The 18,853-nt window shown below is 44.9% G+C and carries 16 protein-coding genes and 3 pseudogenes; 17 read left to right on the top strand and 2 right to left on the bottom strand.

Going from position 1 to position 18,853, the window contains the following annotated elements:
* Window positions 1-10: 10 nt before the first annotated feature.
* From FQ015_RS22505 to FQ015_RS22460, 10 genes and pseudogenes are all read left to right on the top strand, one after another.
* On the top strand, window positions 11-487 hold the full coding sequence (locus tag FQ015_RS22505; protein WP_004025728.1) for a JAB domain-containing protein: 477 nt from the start codon (window positions 11-13) through the stop codon (window positions 485-487).
* Between the two features lie 86 nt (window positions 488-573).
* Window positions 574-795: pseudogene (locus tag FQ015_RS22500) on the top strand (DUF987 domain-containing protein).
* A gap of 79 nt (window positions 796-874) precedes the next feature.
* Window positions 875-1,243, top strand: a complete 369-nt coding sequence (locus FQ015_RS22495) for a type IV toxin-antitoxin system YeeU family antitoxin (RefSeq protein WP_001285605.1) — start codon at window positions 875-877, stop codon at window positions 1,241-1,243.
* A gap of 89 nt (window positions 1,244-1,332) precedes the next feature.
* Window positions 1,333-1,710, top strand: a complete 378-nt coding sequence (gene cbtA, locus FQ015_RS22490; protein ID WP_000854821.1) for a type IV toxin-antitoxin system cytoskeleton-binding toxin CbtA — start codon at window positions 1,333-1,335, stop codon at window positions 1,708-1,710.
* Window positions 1,707-1,883, top strand: a pseudogene (locus FQ015_RS22485) (DUF5983 family protein); the annotation flags it as partial. The gene cbtA and the pseudogene FQ015_RS22485, both read left to right, overlap by 4 nt.
* A 48-nt stretch (window positions 1,884-1,931) precedes the next feature.
* Window positions 1,932-2,129, top strand: coding sequence for a DUF957 domain-containing protein (locus FQ015_RS22480; RefSeq protein WP_086795284.1), 198 nt, complete (start codon window positions 1,932-1,934; stop codon window positions 2,127-2,129).
* An 84-nt stretch (window positions 2,130-2,213) separates the two neighbouring features.
* Window positions 2,214-3,056 carry a DUF4942 domain-containing protein gene (locus FQ015_RS22475; RefSeq protein WP_001696593.1) on the top strand — a complete coding sequence of 281 codons (843 nt, stop codon included), beginning with the start codon at window positions 2,214-2,216 and terminating at the stop codon, window positions 3,054-3,056.
* A gap of 238 nt (window positions 3,057-3,294) precedes the next feature.
* A pseudogene (gene rhuM, locus FQ015_RS22470) lies at window positions 3,295-3,456 on the top strand (RhuM family protein); the annotation flags it as partial.
* A 398-nt stretch (window positions 3,457-3,854) separates the two neighbouring features.
* Window positions 3,855-5,039 (top strand): sugar efflux transporter, encoded by a 1,185-nt coding sequence (locus FQ015_RS22465; protein WP_001355051.1) that lies wholly within the window; start codon window positions 3,855-3,857, stop codon window positions 5,037-5,039.
* Window positions 5,040-5,149: 110 nt separating this feature from the next.
* Window positions 5,150-6,073 carry a carboxylate/amino acid/amine transporter gene (locus FQ015_RS22460; RefSeq protein ID WP_160524531.1) on the top strand — a complete coding sequence of 308 codons (924 nt, stop codon included), beginning with the start codon at window positions 5,150-5,152 and terminating at the stop codon, window positions 6,071-6,073.
* Window positions 6,074-6,076: 3 nt separating this feature from the next.
* Here the strand turns inward: FQ015_RS22460 and nlpA are convergent, their stop codons facing one another.
* Entirely contained in the window at window positions 6,077-6,895 is an 819-nt protein-coding gene (nlpA, locus tag FQ015_RS22455; RefSeq protein ID WP_000779407.1) for a lipoprotein NlpA, read from the bottom strand.
* Between the two features lie 208 nt (window positions 6,896-7,103).
* Between nlpA and yicS the strand changes: the two genes are divergently transcribed.
* From yicS to eilA, 7 genes are all read left to right on the top strand, one after another.
* Window positions 7,104-7,397, top strand: coding sequence for a protein YicS (yicS, locus tag FQ015_RS22450; protein ID WP_001306625.1), 294 nt, complete (start codon window positions 7,104-7,106; stop codon window positions 7,395-7,397).
* A 301-nt stretch (window positions 7,398-7,698) separates the two neighbouring features.
* The gene (locus FQ015_RS22445; protein WP_088541990.1) at window positions 7,699-8,196 is read left to right on the top strand and encodes a SycD/LcrH family type III secretion system chaperone; all 498 of its coding nucleotides are present in this window, start codon (window positions 7,699-7,701) and stop codon (window positions 8,194-8,196) included.
* A gap of 9 nt (window positions 8,197-8,205) precedes the next feature.
* Window positions 8,206-8,388, top strand: coding sequence for a hypothetical protein (locus tag FQ015_RS22440; protein WP_105277855.1), 183 nt, complete (start codon window positions 8,206-8,208; stop codon window positions 8,386-8,388).
* A 55-nt stretch (window positions 8,389-8,443) separates the two neighbouring features.
* Window positions 8,444-10,225, top strand: coding sequence for a type III cell invasion protein SipB (locus tag FQ015_RS22435; RefSeq protein WP_160524530.1), 1,782 nt, complete (start codon window positions 8,444-8,446; stop codon window positions 10,223-10,225).
* A gap of 12 nt (window positions 10,226-10,237) precedes the next feature.
* A complete protein-coding gene (locus FQ015_RS22430) occupies window positions 10,238-11,389 on the top strand; it encodes a hypothetical protein (RefSeq protein ID WP_000257044.1) in 1,152 nt (383 codons plus the stop codon).
* Between the two features lie 43 nt (window positions 11,390-11,432).
* The gene (locus tag FQ015_RS22425; protein WP_160524529.1) at window positions 11,433-12,782 is read left to right on the top strand and encodes an IpaD/SipD/SspD family type III secretion system needle tip protein; all 1,350 of its coding nucleotides are present in this window, start codon (window positions 11,433-11,435) and stop codon (window positions 12,780-12,782) included.
* A 202-nt stretch (window positions 12,783-12,984) separates the two neighbouring features.
* Entirely contained in the window at window positions 12,985-14,682 is a 1,698-nt protein-coding gene (gene eilA / locus FQ015_RS22420) for a HilA family transcriptional regulator EilA (RefSeq protein WP_106907700.1), read from the top strand.
* A gap of 51 nt (window positions 14,683-14,733) precedes the next feature.
* On the opposite strand, the gene FQ015_RS22415 is transcribed toward eilA, so the two are convergent.
* The coding region (locus tag FQ015_RS22415; protein WP_202385157.1) for an Ig-like domain-containing protein at window positions 14,734-18,853 on the bottom strand (4,120 nt) is incomplete at its 5' end.

Genomic DNA, 18,853 nt, shown 5'->3' with positions numbered 1-18,853 from the left:
GGCAGGGACAATGCAGCAGCTTTCCTTTCTGCCCGGAGAGATGACACCCGGCGAGCGCAGCCTCATTCAGCGGGCCCTGAAAGCCCTGGACCGCCATCTTCATGAACCCGGCGTGGCCTTCACCTCCACGCATGCGGCACGGGAATGGCTGATTCTGAACATGGCGGGACTGGAGCGTGAAGAATTCCGGGTGCTGTATCTGAATAACCAGAATCAGCTGATTGCCGGTGAAACCCTCTTCACTGGCACCATCAACCGCACAGAAGTCCATCCCCGGGAGGTGATTAAACGCGCCCTGTACCACAATGCCGCTGCCGTGGTGCTGGCGCACAATCACCCGTCCGGTGAAGTCACCCCCAGCAAGGCAGACCGCCTTATCACTGAGCGTCTGGTACAGGCACTGGCCCTGGTGGATATCCGGGTACCGGACCATCTGATAATCGGTGGCAGCCAGGTTTTCTCCTTTGCGGAACACGGTCTGCTTTAACCCGTCACCGTCACAATCACCTTCATATCACTTCAGTTTCTCTTTCTCAGCTGTTTCTTACTTTCACATTCAGGAGGACTATTCTCATGAAAATCATCACCCGTGGTGAAGCCATGCGTATTCACCGTCAGCATCCTGCATCCCGTCTTTTTCCGTTCTGTACCGGTAAATACCGCTGACACGGTAGCACGGATACATATACCGGCCGTGAAGTACAGGATATTCCCGGTGTGCTGGCTGTGTTTGCAGAACGCCGGAAGGACAGTTTTGGTCCGTATGTCCGGCTGATGAGCGTCACCCTGAACTGAGTCTGGAAGGGCATTCAGAAGAGCAGAATTATCGCCACCACCGGACCATTCTTAACCAATTTTCTGTGAGGATTTTATCGTGTCAGACACACTCCCCGGGACAACGCTTCCCGACGACAATAACGACCGCACCTGGTGGGGACTGCCCTGCACCGTGACGCCCTGTTTTGGTGCCCGTCTGGTACAGGAAGGCAACCGGTTGCATTACCTTGCCGACCGCGCCTGTATTAGAGGGCGGTTCAGCGACGCGGATTCGTACCACCTGGACCAGGCCTTTCCGCTGCTGATGAAACAACTGGAACTCATGCTCACCAGCGGTGAACTGAATCCCCGCCATCAGCATACCGTCACGCTGTATGCAAAAGGGCTGACCTGCGAAGCCGACACCCTCGGCAGTTGTGGCTACGTTTATATGGCTGTTTATCCGACGCCCGAAACGAAAAAGTAACTCTCCAGAATAACCTTCTGCTCCGGCCTGGTGCTTTCACCACGCCACTTTTCCATTTTTCATCTCTGCATATCAGGAAAATCTTCAGTATGAAAACATTACCTGTATTACCCGGGCAGGCGGCCAGTTCACGCCCGTCTCCGGTTGAAATCTGGCAGACACTGCTCACCCGACTGCTGGATCAGCACTACGGCCTTACGCTGAATGACACACCGTTCGCTGATGAACGTGTGATTGAGCAGCATATTGAGGCAGGCATTTCACTGTGCGATGCGGTGAACTTTCTCGTTGAAAAATACGCACTGGTACGTACCGACCAGCCGGGATTCAGCGCCTGTACCCGTTCTCAGTTAATAAACAGTATTGATATCCTCCGGGCACGCCGGGCAACCGGCCTGATGACACGCGACAACTACAGAACGGTAAATAACATTACCCTGGGTAAACATCCGGGGGCGAAACAATGAAACTGGCCCTGACGCTGGAAGCCGACAGCATTAATGCGCAGGCGCTGAACATGGGGCGCATTGTCGTTGACGTCGATGGTATTAAGCTCGCTGAACTGATTAACAAAGTCGCTGAAAACGGTTATTCACTCCGCGTGGTGGATGAACATGACGCTACCGAAACACCGGCGACTTCTGCCAGCCCTCATCAGTTGCCGGAAGACAATACAGTGATACAGAGCGTGATGCCATTAACCACTGAAACAGCGCTGGATATCCTCATTGCGTGGCTGCAGGACAATATTGACTGCGAATCGGAAATTATCTTTGACAACGATGAGGACAAAACGGATTCGGCAGCACTGTTGCCCTGTATTGAACAGGCCAGGGAGGATATCCGTACCCTGCGCCAACTGCAGCTTCTGTACCAGAACCGGTGAGTCTTACTCACCAGACTTCATTCCACTGACGCCAGCCTGAACAGGGCAGGCGTTTTCATTTATCTGCAAAAAGGAATATCGATTATGTCTGAAATCACAGCCCCCCGTCCGGAAGTGGTCAACGGGCATACGGACGTTATCTGCTCAACCAGTATCCGCCACATTCTGGCTGTACGAAAGAGTACGCTGCTGCAAATCGACACACTTACCCGGCAACTGGCAGAAATCTCAGCAATGACAGAAAGTATTGACGGTAAAGCCGCACTGGACTGGGCGATGAAACAGGATTTTCGCTGTGGTTGCTGGCTGATGGAAAAACCTGAAACGGCAATGAAAGCCATCACCCGCAATCTCGATCGCGAAATCTGGCGTGACCTGATGCAACGTTCTGGGATGCTGTCATTAATGGATGCGCAGGCCCGTGAGACATGGTACCGGTCACTGGAATACGATAATTTTCCGGAAATCAGCGAAGCGAACATTCTGAGCACATTTAAACAACTGCACCAGAACAAAGATGAAGTGTTTGAGCGAGGGGTGATCAACGTCTTCAGGGGACTGAGCTGGAATTACAAAACTAATTGCCCCTGTAAATTTGGCAGTAAAATTATCATTAACAACCTGGTAAGGTGGGACCGGTGGGGATTTCATCTTATCACCGGGCAACAGGCTGACCGACTCGCCGATCTGGAAAGAATGTTGCACCTGTTCAGCGGTAAACCGATCCCCGACAACCGGGAAAACATCACTATTCGTCTGGATGATCACATCCGGTCTGTTCAGGGTAAAGAATGCTATGAAGATGAGATGTTCAGCATCAGATACTTTAAGAAAGGCTCCGCGCACATCAGGTTCAGGAAACCAGAACTGGTTGACAGGCTGAATGATATTATTGCGAAACACTATCCGGGAGTGTTACCTTCATAATAAAGCTCTAAGAATTGATTCGATTGTGTATTTTAGCTTCATTCCCTTACACAAAGTTATTTGGGGGTTCTTATGGGGGTTACTCATTTATCCAACACAGATTAATCATTTAAAATCAAAACATTAACACTCATATTCGACTCCTGTGATCTTTCCGCCAGTTTGCCTCTCCTGACGTTCTCCAACCCCTTGTAATACAGTCAATCCAGATATTTTCTACTGCTCAATATTTAATCGGCTTCAGGAATACCTGATCAAAGGTTTTGTGATGGACGATGAGCGACTGAAGAATCCGCCTGTCGGTTCTTCTGTCCTCGAACGCATCCGCGATATTCGCGCCAGCATGCGCCGTGTTTATTTGCAGGTGATTTGCCCCCCTGCTGACTCTCAGCCAACTGTATCGCCATTAAGGTGAAGATGTTGTTTTACACGCCCCAAAACACCCTTTTTTTATACGACGATTCTATTCCTTTAACCGCTGGCGAAAAAAACTGACCTATAAACTTCACCAATAATCAGACTGCCATCAAGATTAATTTGTTCATTTAATATATCAAATAAACTTGTTTTATTTTTACTATCAAAAATAGCTCATTGCCTTACTATAATTAATATATAAATTCGGTGATTAATTCTTAACATGCTTTTGCTAATAATCTCAATTGCTGGCCCTATAATATTGCGCTAGCATTGCTTTCTGGTTGTATCAGCGATACTCAAAAATTCTTAATATAATACTCATTCGACTGGTACTTATTTGTAATTCAGTTATATTTTGTCGCCCGGTGATTCAGAAGAATGCAAAAAATGGCTACCACTCCATCAAAAATACTTGATCTCACTGCCGCGGCATTTTTACTTGTCGCCTTTCTGACTGGTATTGCGGGCGCTCTCCAGACTCCCACCCTAAGTATATTCCTCGCAGATGAACTGAAAGCCCGTCCTATAATGGTAGGTTTTTTCTTCACCGGTAGCGCTATTATGGGAATTCTGGTCAGTCAATTTCTGGCAAGGCACTCCGATAAACAAGGCGACCGTAAATTACTGATCCTGCTATGTTGCTTATTTGGAGTGTTGGCCTGCACTCTTTTTGCGTGGAATCGCAACTACTTCATTCTTCTCTCTACGGGCGTACTTCTGAGTAGTTTTGCTTCCACTGCAAACCCGCAAATGTTCGCCCTCGCCCGTGAACACGCCGACAGAACAGGCCGTGAGACGGTCATGTTCAGTACATTTTTACGTGCTCAGATCTCGCTTGCCTGGGTTATCGGGCCACCGCTCGCTTATGAGCTGGCAATGGGATTTAGTTTTAAAGTGATGTATCTCACCGCTGCCATCGCATTTGTTATTTGCGGGCTGATAGTCTGGTTGTTTTTGCCATCAATACAAAGAAATATTCCTGTCGTTACCCAACCCGTAGAAATTTTACCCTCCATCCATAGAAAGCGGGATACACGGCTACTTTTTGTAGTCTGTTCAATGATGTGGGCGGCGAATAATCTCTACATGATAAATATGCCGCTATTTATTATTGATGAACTGCATCTAACCGATAAACTGGCTGGAGAAATGATTGGTATTGCTGCCGGTCTGGAAATTCCGATGATGTTAATCGCAGGCTATTACATGAAACGTATTGGCAAGCGACTATTAATGCTCATTGCTATCGTGAGTGGTATGTGTTTTTACGCCAGCGTACTCATGGCGACGACTCCGGCAGTTGAGCTGGAATTGCAAATTCTAAATGCCATTTTCCTTGGTATTCTCTGTGGTATCGGCATGCTTTATTTTCAGGATCTGATGCCTGAAAAAATAGGCTCTGCGACAACGTTATATGCAAATACCTCACGCGTCGGCTGGATTATCGCCGGCTCTGTTGACGGAATTATGGTTGAAATCTGGAGCTACCACGCGTTGTTCTGGCTGGCGATAGGGATGTTGGGTATTGCGATGATTTGCCTGCTGTTTATTAAAGATATTTAGCTCACCAGTCTGAGCTAAGAAAAATCGGCGTGGCGCAAACAGAGCCATCCTCGCCATTTTTGCTATCATGCCTGCATACATAAACGACAAAACAGTATGCAGAGGGAAAAATGGGTTCCACCAGAAAGGGGATGCTGAACGTTCTGATTGCCGCCGTGTTGTGGGGAAGTTCAGGGGTCTGCGCGCAATACATCATGGAGCAAAGCCAGATGTCGTCGCAGTTTTTGACTATGACGCGTTTGATATTCGCCGGTTTGATTCTGCTGACGCTGTCATTTGTGCATGGCGATAAAATCTTTTCTATTATTAACAATCACAAAGATGCCATTAGTCTGCTGATTTTTTCCGTGGTTGGCGCGCTAACCGTACAGCTCACTTTTTTGCTAACTATTGAAAAATCGAATGCTGCCACGGCAACGGTGCTGCAATTCCTCTCACCGACGATTATCGTCGCCTGGTTCTCACTGGTGCGTAAATCCCGCCCGGGCATTCCGGTTTTTTGCGCTATTTTGACATCGTTGATCGGGACTTTTTTATTGGTGACACACGGTAATCCGACGTCATTATCGATCTCTCCGGCCGCGTTATTCTGGGGCATTGCCTCGGCATTTGCTGCCGCATTCTATACCACCTATCCCTCAACGCTGATTGCCCGCTATGGCACGTTACCGGTCGTCGGCTGGAGTATGCTGATCGGTGGTCTAATCCTGCTGCCCTTCTATGCCGGGCAAGGAACAAACTTCGTGGTTAATGGCAGCCTGATTCTGGCGTTTTTCTATCTGGTGGTAATCGGAACTTCGCTAACCTTTAGTCTATATCTGAAAGGCGCACAGCTCATTGGCGGGCCAAAAGCCAGCATTTTGAGCTGTGCAGAACCATTAAGTAGCGCGCTGCTCTCTTTGCTGTTGCTGGGGATCACGTTCACATTGCCGGACTGGCTGGGCACACTGCTGATTCTGTCATCGGTGATTTTGATTTCAATGGATTCCCGTCGCCGCGCCAGAAAAATAAATCGTCCGGCGCGGCATGAGTGAGAATTACCAGCCAGGCACCGCGCCACCATTAAAGATGGTTTCTGCCGCTTTAGCGACTTCGGGCGATTGATAAGATTGCAGAAATTCCTTCACGTTTTCTGCATTCTTATTATCTTCCCGTGCCACCAGAATATTCACATACGGCGAATTCTTATCTTCAATAAATACGCTGTCGTGCACCGGAGAAAGCCCGGTCTGCTGAATGTAAGTGGTGCTGATAATCGCCACATCAACTTTGGGATCATCCAGTACGCGCGGGAGCTGCGCCCCCTCGAGTTCCATAATCTGCAAATGACGAGGATTCTCGGTTATATCCAGCGCGGTAGGTAGTAACCCTTTTCCCTCTTTCAGAGTAATTAGCTTCTCTTTTTGCAACAGTAAAAGCGCGCGACCAAGGTTGGTCGGGTCGTTGGGGATCGCCACTGTCGCGCCTTCTTTTATTTGCGCCACGGTTTTGATTTTTTTGGAATAACCCGCCATGGGGAAGACAAATGTATTTCCCACCGCTACCAGTTTATAACCATGCGCCTGATTATCTTGTTCAAGAAAGGGTCGATGCTGGAAAACGTTCGCATCAAGCTCGCCATGATTTGTCGCATCGTTCGGTAGCAACGAACCGCTAAATCCTACCAGTTCAACATCGAGGCCATATTTCTCTTTTGCCACCTTTTTAGCGACTTCCGCGACATCTTGTTCTGCGCCATTAATAACGCCCACTTTAATGTGCTTTTCATCGCTGCTGCTCTGGTCGCAACCTGCCAGCAGAATTCCTGCCAGTAATAATGCGGCCCCCGCCCGTAGATGATGTGTTGTCAGTTTCATTTTTTATCCTTTTTTTAATCGTTAACTGACTATAATGGCAAGATCACTACGATTTAAAAAACGAAAAGCTATCGAATAGAAGAAAAAGGTATATAAAACTGGCACTTCTTACTGACCACGCAAACACCTTTCGTACAGCATGATGAGAGCGGCAAAAGCAAACTACACTTATGCTTCATTCGATGCACATTTGCAGAAGGTTGCAGCTATGAAGCCAACGATGCTACTCATGATTACCGTATTCCTGACTTTCCCAGCCATTTCTCAGGCCGAGTCGCCATTCAGTTCTCTACAGTCGGCAAAAGAAAAGACCACGGTATTGCAAGATTTACGTAAAATTTGCACGCCACAGGCGTCATTATCAGACGAAGCGTGGGAAAAATTAATGTTGTCTGATGAGAGTAACAAACAACATATCCGCGAAGCTATTGTGGCGATGGAGCGTAATAATCAGAATAACTACTGGGAAGCGCTGGGTAAGGTGGAATGCCCGGATATGTGAATTTCGCACACCTCCGCGCTCAGGCCAGCAGCCACTGACGTACACTCGCACATCAGTAAATCACCTGCTTTTTCAAATTCCAATCAGAATTGAACCCGTTCATCAGGATTGTGGATAAAATTCCCTCTACATTATTTTCATTTCATCACATAGAAAATCTTATCTCATTGAAACAATACTTGTTTTTAATGCAGAAAAGGAAGTCCAACGGATGGGCATAAAAATGAGCGAATTTTGATATCACCACCCTCTAAAAAATGGTGAAGTCTGAACAAAGAATGTTCGAAAGGAGAGAGTAGAGATGGAAAGCGCAAATCTGGATTTAGAAGAAAATAAAGAAATTGCCAGTAAGTTCGAACGTGCACTAGGTATGGGAGCAACGCTTGCAGAACTGCATGGCATAACCCCGGATACCCTTGAAGGCGTTTATGCTTACGCTTATAACTTTTATGAAAAAGGAAGACTTGACGAAGCTGAACTCTTTTTTAAATTTCTCTGTATTTATGATTTCCAAAATTATAATTATTTAAAGGGATATGCCGCCGTCTGTCAGTTGAAGAAAGAATATCAAAAGGCATTCGACATGTATCATATCTGTTTGATGCTATCTCCCGATAACGATTTCTCTTTGGTTTATTATATGGGCCAATGCCAGATGGGCTTAAAAAACATTAAAATGGCCACGGAGTTATTTAATACAGTCGTAACCTACAGTCAAAATGAAAAAGTTAAAGAGATGGCTAATGCTTATCTTGAACTCTTGACAGCCAATTCCGAAGAGGAAGTTCAAACAGAGTGAGTCGGCAAAATGAACATAAACGTAAAAAAATCTTCTTTTACGCCTGAAGAAGCAACCAAGAAATATAAAGAGGAAGCAACAATTGATTTAAAAAACAACCATGCCAATAAAATAAATGAGAAGAATAACAATAAACACATTGCTTATTTTCCCGTTGATGCCATTTTAGATGGAAATAAACATCTGCCATGAGTTAAATAATAAACAGTTAATTAAGCCAGATGATAGCTTAAAAAGGAGGTGAATTATGTCGGCACCGATTACGGGACAGACGATCACGTTTGAACAAATCAGCGAAACATTGCGTACACAATATAGCGATGAGGAAAAAAGACTGCAGGACAGCAACAAAACGCAAGTTGATCCCATGCGGCTTAATAAAAATCCGAAGTCCCTTGATAACGATATTCGCGCTCGTCTTGAAAACAAACCTATGCTTGCTCCGCCTGAAATGCAGGTTTCAGATTCAGACAACGCCACTACAGCAAAGACGAACGATGCCCGCCTGACGATGATTTTGGGTAATTTATCAGGCATTGCCGATCAGGATATTACTACACGCTTGCATAATAACCTGGACAACACCCTGCTTCGACACGAAATGGCACATAATAAGTTTCGTGAATTAAGTGACGCTTACTCCTCGTCATTAGATTCCGCGCAAAAAGCCGACGACATCATGCATCAGGCCAATAATAATTACAATGCGGTCGATAAAAAGGTGCAATCGCTGGAGAAAAAAGTCAATACATTGAATCAAGAGCTGTCGCAACTGCAACCTGACGATCCGCAATATAATAAAGTACTGACGCAAAAAAATGCGGCTGAAAAAACACTCGCGCTGTCATTACAAAAAAAATCGTTAGCTGAGAAATCGTTAAATACAGCCATTATGGATGCTGATGCTGCGATCGGCCAAAGTATGGAAGTTTTTGACGAAATTCAACAGCAAGAACAGATTAATAACTTCACCACCAATATTTGCCTGACACAGGAAAACCAGAAAAACAGAAACGCGACAGCCACATTTATCCTTTTGATTACCTCAGTAATGGAAGTTATTGGCGATACAAATTGCGAATCTATTAAAAATCAATCTGAGGTAATGAAAGAAATCAACCATGTCAGGGAAAATAAACTCAATGAAACAGCACATAAATATACTACCACGACTAAAGTTTTAAAAATAGTTAATGAGTGTGTAACTGTAGTTACCTTTGCCGTAAGCGCAGTCTTAATTGTTGTTGGTCTTCTTGCTGCAGTTCCAAGTGGTGGTTCAAGTATTGCGGGTGCATTGGCACTTATTGGAGGAATAGCGGGCGCAGTAGTATTAGGTGTAGATATCACTTGTCAAATCGCTCTGGGCACCACGGCTACCGGCTGGATTTTAGGGAAAGTTGTAGAAGGTCTTTCGGCTGCGATTAAAACAGTTGATCCCACTCTGCTCGCAATCACCGCGCTTCTGGACGTTATTGGTGTCGATCAAGATACGATTGAACTGGTTAAAAGTATTTACGCAAGTGCAGCCGCTTCTATTGTCATGGCGACAGTAATGATTGGTGCAGCTGTAATATGTTCTGTAGCAATAGGGGCCGTTGTTTCTGCATTATCAAAAACAGCCGCCGAAGAAGTCACCAAAGAAATAACAAGCACTATAAAATCAACCATTGAATCAATTATTAATTCAGTTTCAAAAAATATTATAAAGGTATTAGACAGCGTATGCAGCGTGCTACAAACATCAGCCGTAGTGTTGAAGTTGATTGCCAAAATAAGTAATGGCCTGGAGAAAATAGGCTTACTCATCTGTGCAATAGCAACATCGACGATGAATTGTTTTGTTGCTGGAAACTCTGCCGACATGGCAATTTTACAACAGGACATGAGTAATCTATCAAAAACGCGTGAACAAATGCTTTCAGTATTGCAAAGGGTGGATAAAACCGTCGAACAAGAGGTAAGCCAGATGGTACGAGTATTACAACACCGAACTGAAGCCTTAAAATTTGCTTCCCATTCTATCGTATAAGAGGGTTTTAACATGGCCACCTATGAAATTAAAAATGCGTCCAGCACATCTAATATTAACAGTCTTGATAAAACAATCTTTGATAGAGATTATAGTAAAAAAAACAACATACCAAATGATAATAAAATTGTGCAATACTATAACCTTAAAGATATTAATCATGACATAAGCTCTCAGTTTATAATATTAAAAAATACAGACAGAGAAGTCTGTCCGGAACTAAGAGTAAAACTATTGGATAATCTTAATTACTCAAGGAGTACGCTAGATAATTTGAGGGGTGACCTTGACCAAGCTACAATTTCATCCAGTCAATCCAGCAGTTCTGCAGAACAGAGTTCTATTAAAATATCTAAATATAATATCCTTGATATGCTAGATAATTTGACCATGCGACAACAGGCTGTTATGGAGGAATTTTTAAGGGTATTCACATCAATGTATAAAGCCTCTGCTATGTCTGAGGCTATTATGAGCAACGTTTTTGAACAACTTGTCCAGTATCAGAAAACAGAAACCGTACACGCTACAATGGCAAGTTCGGCTGGTGTTCTTGCCGGGTCAACAGTTGGCGCAGCCGGAGCTGCAGCATCTGTTGTAGCAAATTTCAGAAGCCCTCCCGAAAAGATGCAAACCCTTACACCTGATCAGAAGCACACTATCAGTGGAACTGATGATAAAACACAGCGAGGATTAAAAAGGGAAGTTCAAGATCAACAAGCTTATCTCAAGCAAATAGATGAAGAAATAAAAACAACAACGAAAGATACAACACTTGATGAAGAACAAAAAGAAGAGACCCTGAAATATTACGATAAAGAAAAAGAAACTACGGAAGAAAAGATTAGAGATAAAAACGAGCGTATTAGTATAAAACATAACAAAAGATATAATAAATATTTTACTATAGGTAAAGCAGATGTACTTTCACAGCTTGTTAATCAATCAACTCAAGCATCACTTAGAATTCTAGAAAGTACTACTCATGCAGAAAAAGAAATTGTTGAGCAAGCTAAAAATGTGATGCATTCAGTTATGAGTAGCTATCTGGATCAAATTAATCGTGATGTTCAAGGAAGAGATCAGGCACTCAATTTATTACAGCAAATAATACAAACCATTATTGATACTGATAGTGCTATCGTTCAAGGCATTCGCTCATAAATTATTGCAATAATAGTTAATTATATTTAAGGAGGAATGACACATGATTAATAAAGATAATAATTTAAATATAGATATTTTACGTCAGCAGAATGCAAACATTCCTCTTAAAGAGGCATCCTCGCAAAGTGAGGAGCCTCATCAACTGGAAAACAGCAAAAGCGAGGGTAATTTGTATAACAGCGCCAGTAAGGATAATAATATTGGCGCTATGCTCAAGAAAGATGTTGAAAAACTATCAACTTTAGTCAGTGAACGTAGCCCGCGAAATGAAGACTGGAAATGCCAGCATGACATACAACTTAACTTCGTTAAAAACTTGCTCAGAAATTTCCCTGCTGAAAACCTGACAGAGCAAGGATCTGCACTTTTACACGAAAGTTATTTGCTGATAAAAAACGTTCTGCATCTTACAGAAAATGTTAATACTATTGACGGAAAATTAAAGGATCCCGATAAAATATTGACCCTGCATAACTCTGTGAGAAAAACCCTGGCTAACGTTGCTCACAACACAACCGGGTCAAGTGCAATGGCAATGACCAAAGGAACCTTAACTCACGCTATCGCTTTTTTAGATAGTTTTGTGCCTGAAATGAGAAGTTCAGCAACCAGCAGTACTTTAACGGCCAGTAGTTCAAACGAATTTAAAAGTGATAAATATATATGCAGTGATATTGCTGATTTGATGAGTGTGCTCGGTAGCGACTACCTCGAAATTTATGCGAATAGCGTTGAGATAATGAGCGCATACTGGCAGGACTTCAGTGAACATATCCAAAGCAATATGGGAAAATGGACTCACTCTAATAAAAAAGGCGATGCGATAATTTTTGATGTCAATGCATTTCAAAAGGCCTTGATGCATTTTTATTATATCGATAAATATCCTAATGGTGATTTCCACTATCATTACAATCCAGACTATGTTTTATACCCTCCGGCACCTGCTGACAAAATTGGTGTTCCATTGGAAGAAGCAGAAAAATGGTGCGCCGCTTTAGGACTTCCGGTAATTCCACCCGATCCCAAACACCGCACACCTTCTCCGATTGTCGAAGTTGAACCACAAGGTAGCGGTTTATATGTTATTATTCCCAACCCTCAGATTATTGACAGTATGAGTCAATCTTCAGATTCAATGGTGCACAGGGATAATAAAGGGAAGGAAAAAAATATATCTAAAGAATTCACCGGTTATGAAATAAGCACAGCTGAATACCAGGCATGGTTAGCGGGTTATAATGGGCAAGCAGAAAACATGAAAACCGATGTACAGGTTATCACGACTAAATACAGCACAGCCAACTCCACCTACGATACGATTATAAAATTATTATCGTCAACCATTACAGCATTATTTGATTCAGCGAAAGATTATTTACGTTTCTGATTAAGTAACGCCAAATATTATAGTCCACTATCTGGTCTCGTAAAATGGGACCAGCGTTTCATATTATTAAGCATCAGCTTTCATTCATTTCTTCATCACAATCTTACAAAATGAGCGTTTTTTGATAGAGCAATTCTGCCAATACTTTATTTTATATTGATCAAATTAATACTATGAATAGAGAAAACGGAAGGAGCGTTCTATGCAACTGCAACATGGAAAAAATAATACACAACAATATATATTTGGCGACTTTGTATTAAAAAACAATGGAATATTATTATTCAAAAACAAAGAATATCATATTCCCCCGAAAGAACTTGGCGTTATTATTCTATTACTTAATGCTGACGGTGAAATTGTTAGCAAAGAAGAGATTATTGATAAGGTCTGGAGCGCAAGTGTTGCCAGTGATGAATCTTTAACACGGTGTATTTATGCATTGCGCAAACTTTTGCATGAGAATAAACAGTGTAAGTATATCGAAACGGTCTATGGTCGTGGATACCGTTTTACTGTACCCATTGTGATTGTAACCGATAATGAACCGGTAAAGTCGACTACCACTCTTGCTGTTTTTCCATTTCGTACTGAAGGTTCGATCAATGTTCTAAAACTGCATTACGAACTTGTGCAGGGCCTTTCAAAATATGCTTTTTGTGGTTTAGATATTTTACCTGCCTCGGTAACGAATGAGGCAAGCGATTTTTCTACTATCCATCAGTTTATTAATAAAACAGGCCCAGAATATTACATTATGGGTCAGGTCGTTCACTATGGTAAAAACTGGCGTTTATTTATTGAATTAATTCATGCCAGAACGCATAAGTTGATTGATCATCAAAGTATTGATTTTAACCCCGACAATCCTCTTTCCGTATTATTATCACAAGTAATTAATATTCTTATTGAAAAAATACCCAATATTAATTTTAAATCTATTAATACACAACAAATGCCATCTCTGGATTCTGCTGTTATGTATATGAATGGCAGAATGGAAATGTACCGTTATACACCAGATAGTTTGAAACGAGCGTTAGTAATATTTAGAGATTGTGTGAGTACGCAACCACAAAATACCTTGCCCTACTGCTGTCTGGCGGAATGCCATATATCATTGGCACTCCTTGGGCTCAGTGAACAAAAGCAAGCTATAAAAACAGCAATAACAGCCATAGAAAAGGCTCTGGAAATTAACCCTTCAAATTCTCAGGCATTAGGATTGCTAGGTTTAATCAGTGGGCTAAAAGATGAACATTCAGTGTCTAATGTGCTATTTAAACAAGCACATTTACTCAAACCTAATTCACCAGACGTTTATTATTATCAGTCGCTGCTATGTTTTTTGAACGGCGACCTTGCAAGAGCATTTAATTTAATAGAAAAAAGCATTACTCTTGAGCCCAATAAAATGGGTATAAGTGTTCTTAAACTAATTATACTTTATTACACATCATCACTCGATAACGCGATATCTTTTGCGTTAAATCTTAACAGTCAAAACACCTGTAATAATCCAATTATTACCTCTATTCTGGCTATGTTCATGGCACTGAAAGGACATAATGACAAAGCCAAAAGTTTATTGCTTAAACTTGATCCTGAGCATGATCTTGATTACAGCTGTGTTAACTCGCTTTATACAAAGTTTTTGATCTATGGTGCATCTATAAAAAATGACATTATGAAGTTGTTGGCTAATATTAACACCAACAAAATAAATGGTGTGATTTTGCCATTAATTTACACTGTTTATGGTAAAAAAGAATATGAAAAGCGCTGGCAACAATTAGTTAAAGACAATGATTTATGGTCAAATGTTTTGCTTCACGACCCTCGTTTGCTCAATGTAAAAAATGAATTTAATACTATCAGTGCGATGCGTACTTCTGCGTAAGAACGAAGAGAAATTGCCCTGCTGATGCAGGGCAATTTAGTAGTTATTTCGTTAAAAATATCTCACACACAAACCAGAAGACTTTCCTGATCCTGGTGTTGATATACCAGTTTCAGGATTGAATTTCTCGTGAACCCCTATAAGTACAGTACTTGTCCAGTAATCCGTACTGCTAAATGTACTGCCATAAGCTTTCAAATTACCATATTCTCCCCACAACGTACCTACTTTTCGTGGAACTACACCACTACTTGGTCGCTGCGCTAATTCTAAAGATGACGCCACTTGTCCATAGCTATTGCATGATGCATTTATAATATCCCAAGTGTTATTACTGGCAGCACCTAAACTAGTAAACCATTTTTTCATCTTGAATTTGAATACAACATTATTCCCTTTACCATCTTTTGGTTTCCCGGTAATAGTGATTTCACTATTTAGGGGCAGACTTATTGTGACTTCTCCATTATTGTTAACATTAATACCATAGATGCCTGCCGTCCAATCATAATCTGTATTCTTCATATTATGGGTTAATACTAAGGTGAATTTAGCCCCATCAAATCCTGTTTCAGGAAAACCATCTATCGCCCTGAATATTGCACCATTCACACTCAGAGAATCGACTACTACAAAAGGAAGGATGGTATAGGAAGGTTGCCCGTTTACACGCCAACCGTTAATCTGCAGAAATGAATTTAAGTTCTCTCCTTCTTTGTAGGCCATATAGGTACGCTCATATATGCCATCACCCAAATATATCCATTTAGCCCCTTCTTTCTTCTCCACATTTTGTAAGTACACTGCATTATCCAGCAAATCCAGACCGTTATCCAACGGGTTACCAAAATCATCAGCTAATAAAACACTGACAGGTAAATCCGCCCCAACAACCACAACATCATCTCTTATACGAAGCTGTGAACCATGCGGACTCGCTTCACCCGGTTTAATAGTATAATTATTTGAATAATTGGCATCGCTCCAACCAACCATCTTCAGTTGTGCATTCAAATTCACTTCCGCGAAATGCGCCATATACTGTCTTTGATATTGCCCATTGCCGTTGTATATCCAATTATTACCCTGGATAGGATCTGCATTCCTGACTTTTACGTTTTCCTCATTAAGCTGAGCGACACCATCAGTAATAAAGTTACCCTGAGCATCACTAAGTACAACAGTCACCGTTATGCTCTCCCCAGCGATATATACCGTTTTGTCCGTGATAATCGTGGACTGAGTTTTTGCTGCTGCACCTGGTTGTATCCCGTATAGCGCGGAATCAATCTCCGTTGCCCATGTTTTTAATTTCAGACTGGCAACCAAATTTTTCTCGGCAAACCATGCTGTCCAGATCATGGTATATTCACCATTATTCTGTTCGACCCATTGCATCGAATCGGGGACTGCGCCGCCCACCGTAAAATTATCGATATATGATTCGATAACTCCTGATGTCAGCCCTAAAGCCGGGTTACCAAACTCATCCCGCAACGTTACTGTGACAGTTAATGACTCCCCGGCGATATATGTCGTTTTATCTGTCCTGATGGCTGAATTTGTTTGCACCGGAGCACCACTGTGGATGGAATAACTCTCTGATTGTTTACTGCTGCCCCACTCAGGCAAAGTCAACGTCGCGTGGTGAGAGTCTCCCGCCATTTGCGCCGACCATGTAGCAGTATAAACACCGGCGGTTTCAGACCATCCTCCTGAACGTACGGCTCCTTCCACTATTACGTTATCACCAGACAGTAAGGACTCGCCCCCTTCAACCAGGTTACCGTGCGCGTCTTTCAGCGTCACGGCGACGGTTATAGTGTCGCCAGCGGTGTAGACGTTTTTATCCGTAGCGATAGTTGATGTGGCTTGCGCCGGAGAACCGGACTGTATGTCATAGCGATCTGACGTTACACCATCACTCCACGTCTGCAATTGCAGGTTGGCGTGCTGATTGGTACTGGCAATCGTCGCCATACGGGTTGTGGTATACACGCCACCTGATTCAACCCAGCTTCCCGTTTCTGACGGGTCGGTGCCAGCCACCGTAAGCACACCATTAGCGGCTAACTGTGAAGCTGCACCGGTTACCAGATTATCGAACACATCCCGGAGCGTTACCGTGATGGTGATTGTCTCTCCAACCGTATAGTTCGACTTATTTGTTTCAACGGTTGAAGTGAGCTGCGATGCATCACCCGGTACAAAGGTGACGTTCTGGCTCAGGCTGCTGCTGTTGATGCTGGCAGTGACAGTACTGGCTCCCGCCGTCTGGCTGGTGACACTGATCTCCACCGTGCCGTCCGGCTCTGTGATTACCGTCGGGGCAGTCGTTGCGCCGTTGTCCGCCAACACGCTGACTGTCTGCCCGGCAAGCGCATTACCGAACGCATCGGTGACCCTCGCCCGCAGCATATTCGCCATTGCACCGTCTGCCACTGAGTTATCCCGGGTGACTACCAGATCCGCTATCTGCGCCGTCCTGACATCGGCGATAAACGTCACGGTCCGGCTCAGGCTGCTGCTGTTGATGCTGGCGGTGACTGTACTGGTGCCCGCCGTCTGGCTGGTGACACTGATCTCCACCGTGCCGTCCGGTTGCGTGGTGACCGTCGGAGCGACCGTTGCGCCATTGCCTGCCGTCACGCTGACCGTCTGCCCGGCAAGTGCATTCCCGTTAGCATCGGTGACCTTCACCCGCAGCGTGTTCGCCATTGCGCCGTCAGCCACTGAGTTATCCTGCGTCACCTCCAGACTCGCGATCTGCGCCGTGCTGACATCGGCGATAAACGTGACGTTCCGGCTCGCGGTACTACTGTTGATACTGGCGGTGACCGCACTGGTGCCCGCCGTCTGGCTGGTGACACTGATTTCCACCGTCCCGTCCTGCCCTGTGATGACAGTCGGAGCGACCGTTGCGCCGTTGCCTGCCGTCACGCTGACCGTCTGCCCGGCAAGCGTATTACCGAACGCATCGGTCACCCTCGCCCGCAGCGTGTTCGCCGTCGAACCATCTGCCACGGCGTAATCCTGCGTCACTTCCAGCACCGCGATCTTCGCCGTGCTGACATCAGCAATAAACGTCACGTTCTGGCTCAGAGTGCTGTTGTTGATGGTTGCGGTAACTGTACTGATGCCCGCCGTCTGGCTGGTGACGGAGATTTCCACGGTGCCGTCCGGCCCGGTGATAACCGTCGCGGCAACCGCTGCCCCGTTGTCCGCTGAGACGCTGACCGTCTGTCCGGCCAGCGCATTGCCGAACGCGTCGGTGACTTTCACCCGCAGCGTGTTCGCCGTCGAACCGTCTGCCACTGAGCCGTCCTTAATGACCACCAGATCCGCGATCTTCGCGGTGCTGACATCCGGGATAAATGTCACGTTCTGGTTCAGAATGCTGTTGCTGATGCTGGCAGTGACCGTACTGATGCCCGCCGTCTGGCTGGTGACGGTGATTATTGCCGCGCCGTCCGGCCTGGTGATAACCGTCGCGGCAACCGCTGCACCGTTGCCCGCTGAGACGCTGACCGTCTGTCCGGCCAGCGCATTGCCGAACGCGTCGGTGACTTTCACCCGCAGCGTGTTCGCCATCGCACCATCTGCCACTGAGCCGTCCTTGATGACCACCAGATCCGCGATCTTCGCCGTGCTGACATCAGCAATAAACGTCACGTTCTGGCTCAGAGTGCTGTTGTTGATGGTTGCGGTAACTGTACTGATGCCCGCCGTCTGGCTGGTGACGGAGATTTCCACGGTGCCGTCCGGCCCGGTGATAACCGTCGCGGCAACCGCTGCCCCGTTGTCCGCTGAGACGCTGACCGTCTGTCCGGCCAGCGCATTGCCGAACGCGTCGGTGACTTTCACCCGCAGCGTGTTCGCCATCGCACCATCTGCCACTGAGCCGTCCTTGATGACCACCAGATCCGCGATCTTCGCCGTGCTGACATCAGCAATAAACGTCACGTTCTGGCTCAGAGTGCTGTTGTTGATGGTTGCGGTAACTGTACTGATGCCCGCCGTCTGGCTGGTGACGGAGATTTCCACGGTGCCGTCCGGCCCGGTGATAACCGTCGCGGCAACCGCTGCCCCGTTGTCCGCTGAGACGCTGACCGTCTGTCCGGCCAGCGCATTGCCGAACGCGTCGGTGACTTTCACCCGCAGCGTGTTCGCC

The organism is Escherichia sp. HH26CH (genome assembly GCF_009820205.1).
Classification (GTDB): Bacteria; Pseudomonadota; Gammaproteobacteria; order Enterobacterales; family Enterobacteriaceae; genus Escherichia; species Escherichia coli_F.
Note: the sequence above shows the minus strand (reverse complement) of the source record. Positions and strands in the feature narration are given on the sequence as shown.

Excerpts from the sequence above, each read along its gene's own strand:
- FQ015_RS22505 (WP_004025728.1), top strand. The coding sequence starts at position 11 with ATGCAGCAGCTTTCCTTTCTGCCCGGAGAGATGACACCCGGCGAGCGC.
- cbtA (WP_000854821.1), top strand. The coding sequence starts at position 1,333 with ATGAAAACATTACCTGTATTACCCGGGCAGGCGGCCAGTTCACGCCCG.
- FQ015_RS22475 (WP_001696593.1), top strand. The coding sequence starts at position 2,214 with ATGTCTGAAATCACAGCCCCCCGTCCGGAAGTGGTCAACGGGCATACG.
- FQ015_RS22465 (WP_001355051.1), top strand. The coding sequence starts at position 3,855 with ATGCAAAAAATGGCTACCACTCCATCAAAAATACTTGATCTCACTGCC.
- FQ015_RS22460 (WP_160524531.1), top strand. The coding sequence starts at position 5,150 with ATGGGTTCCACCAGAAAGGGGATGCTGAACGTTCTGATTGCCGCCGTG.
- nlpA (WP_000779407.1), bottom strand. The coding sequence starts at position 6,895 with ATGAAACTGACAACACATCATCTACGGGCGGGGGCCGCATTATTACTG.
- yicS (WP_001306625.1), top strand. The coding sequence starts at position 7,104 with ATGAAGCCAACGATGCTACTCATGATTACCGTATTCCTGACTTTCCCA.
- FQ015_RS22445 (WP_088541990.1), top strand. The coding sequence starts at position 7,699 with ATGGAAAGCGCAAATCTGGATTTAGAAGAAAATAAAGAAATTGCCAGT.
- FQ015_RS22440 (WP_105277855.1), top strand. The coding sequence starts at position 8,206 with ATGAACATAAACGTAAAAAAATCTTCTTTTACGCCTGAAGAAGCAACC.
- FQ015_RS22435 (WP_160524530.1), top strand. The coding sequence starts at position 8,444 with ATGTCGGCACCGATTACGGGACAGACGATCACGTTTGAACAAATCAGC.
- FQ015_RS22430 (WP_000257044.1), top strand. The coding sequence starts at position 10,238 with ATGGCCACCTATGAAATTAAAAATGCGTCCAGCACATCTAATATTAAC.
- FQ015_RS22425 (WP_160524529.1), top strand. The coding sequence starts at position 11,433 with ATGATTAATAAAGATAATAATTTAAATATAGATATTTTACGTCAGCAG.
- eilA (WP_106907700.1), top strand. The coding sequence starts at position 12,985 with ATGCAACTGCAACATGGAAAAAATAATACACAACAATATATATTTGGC.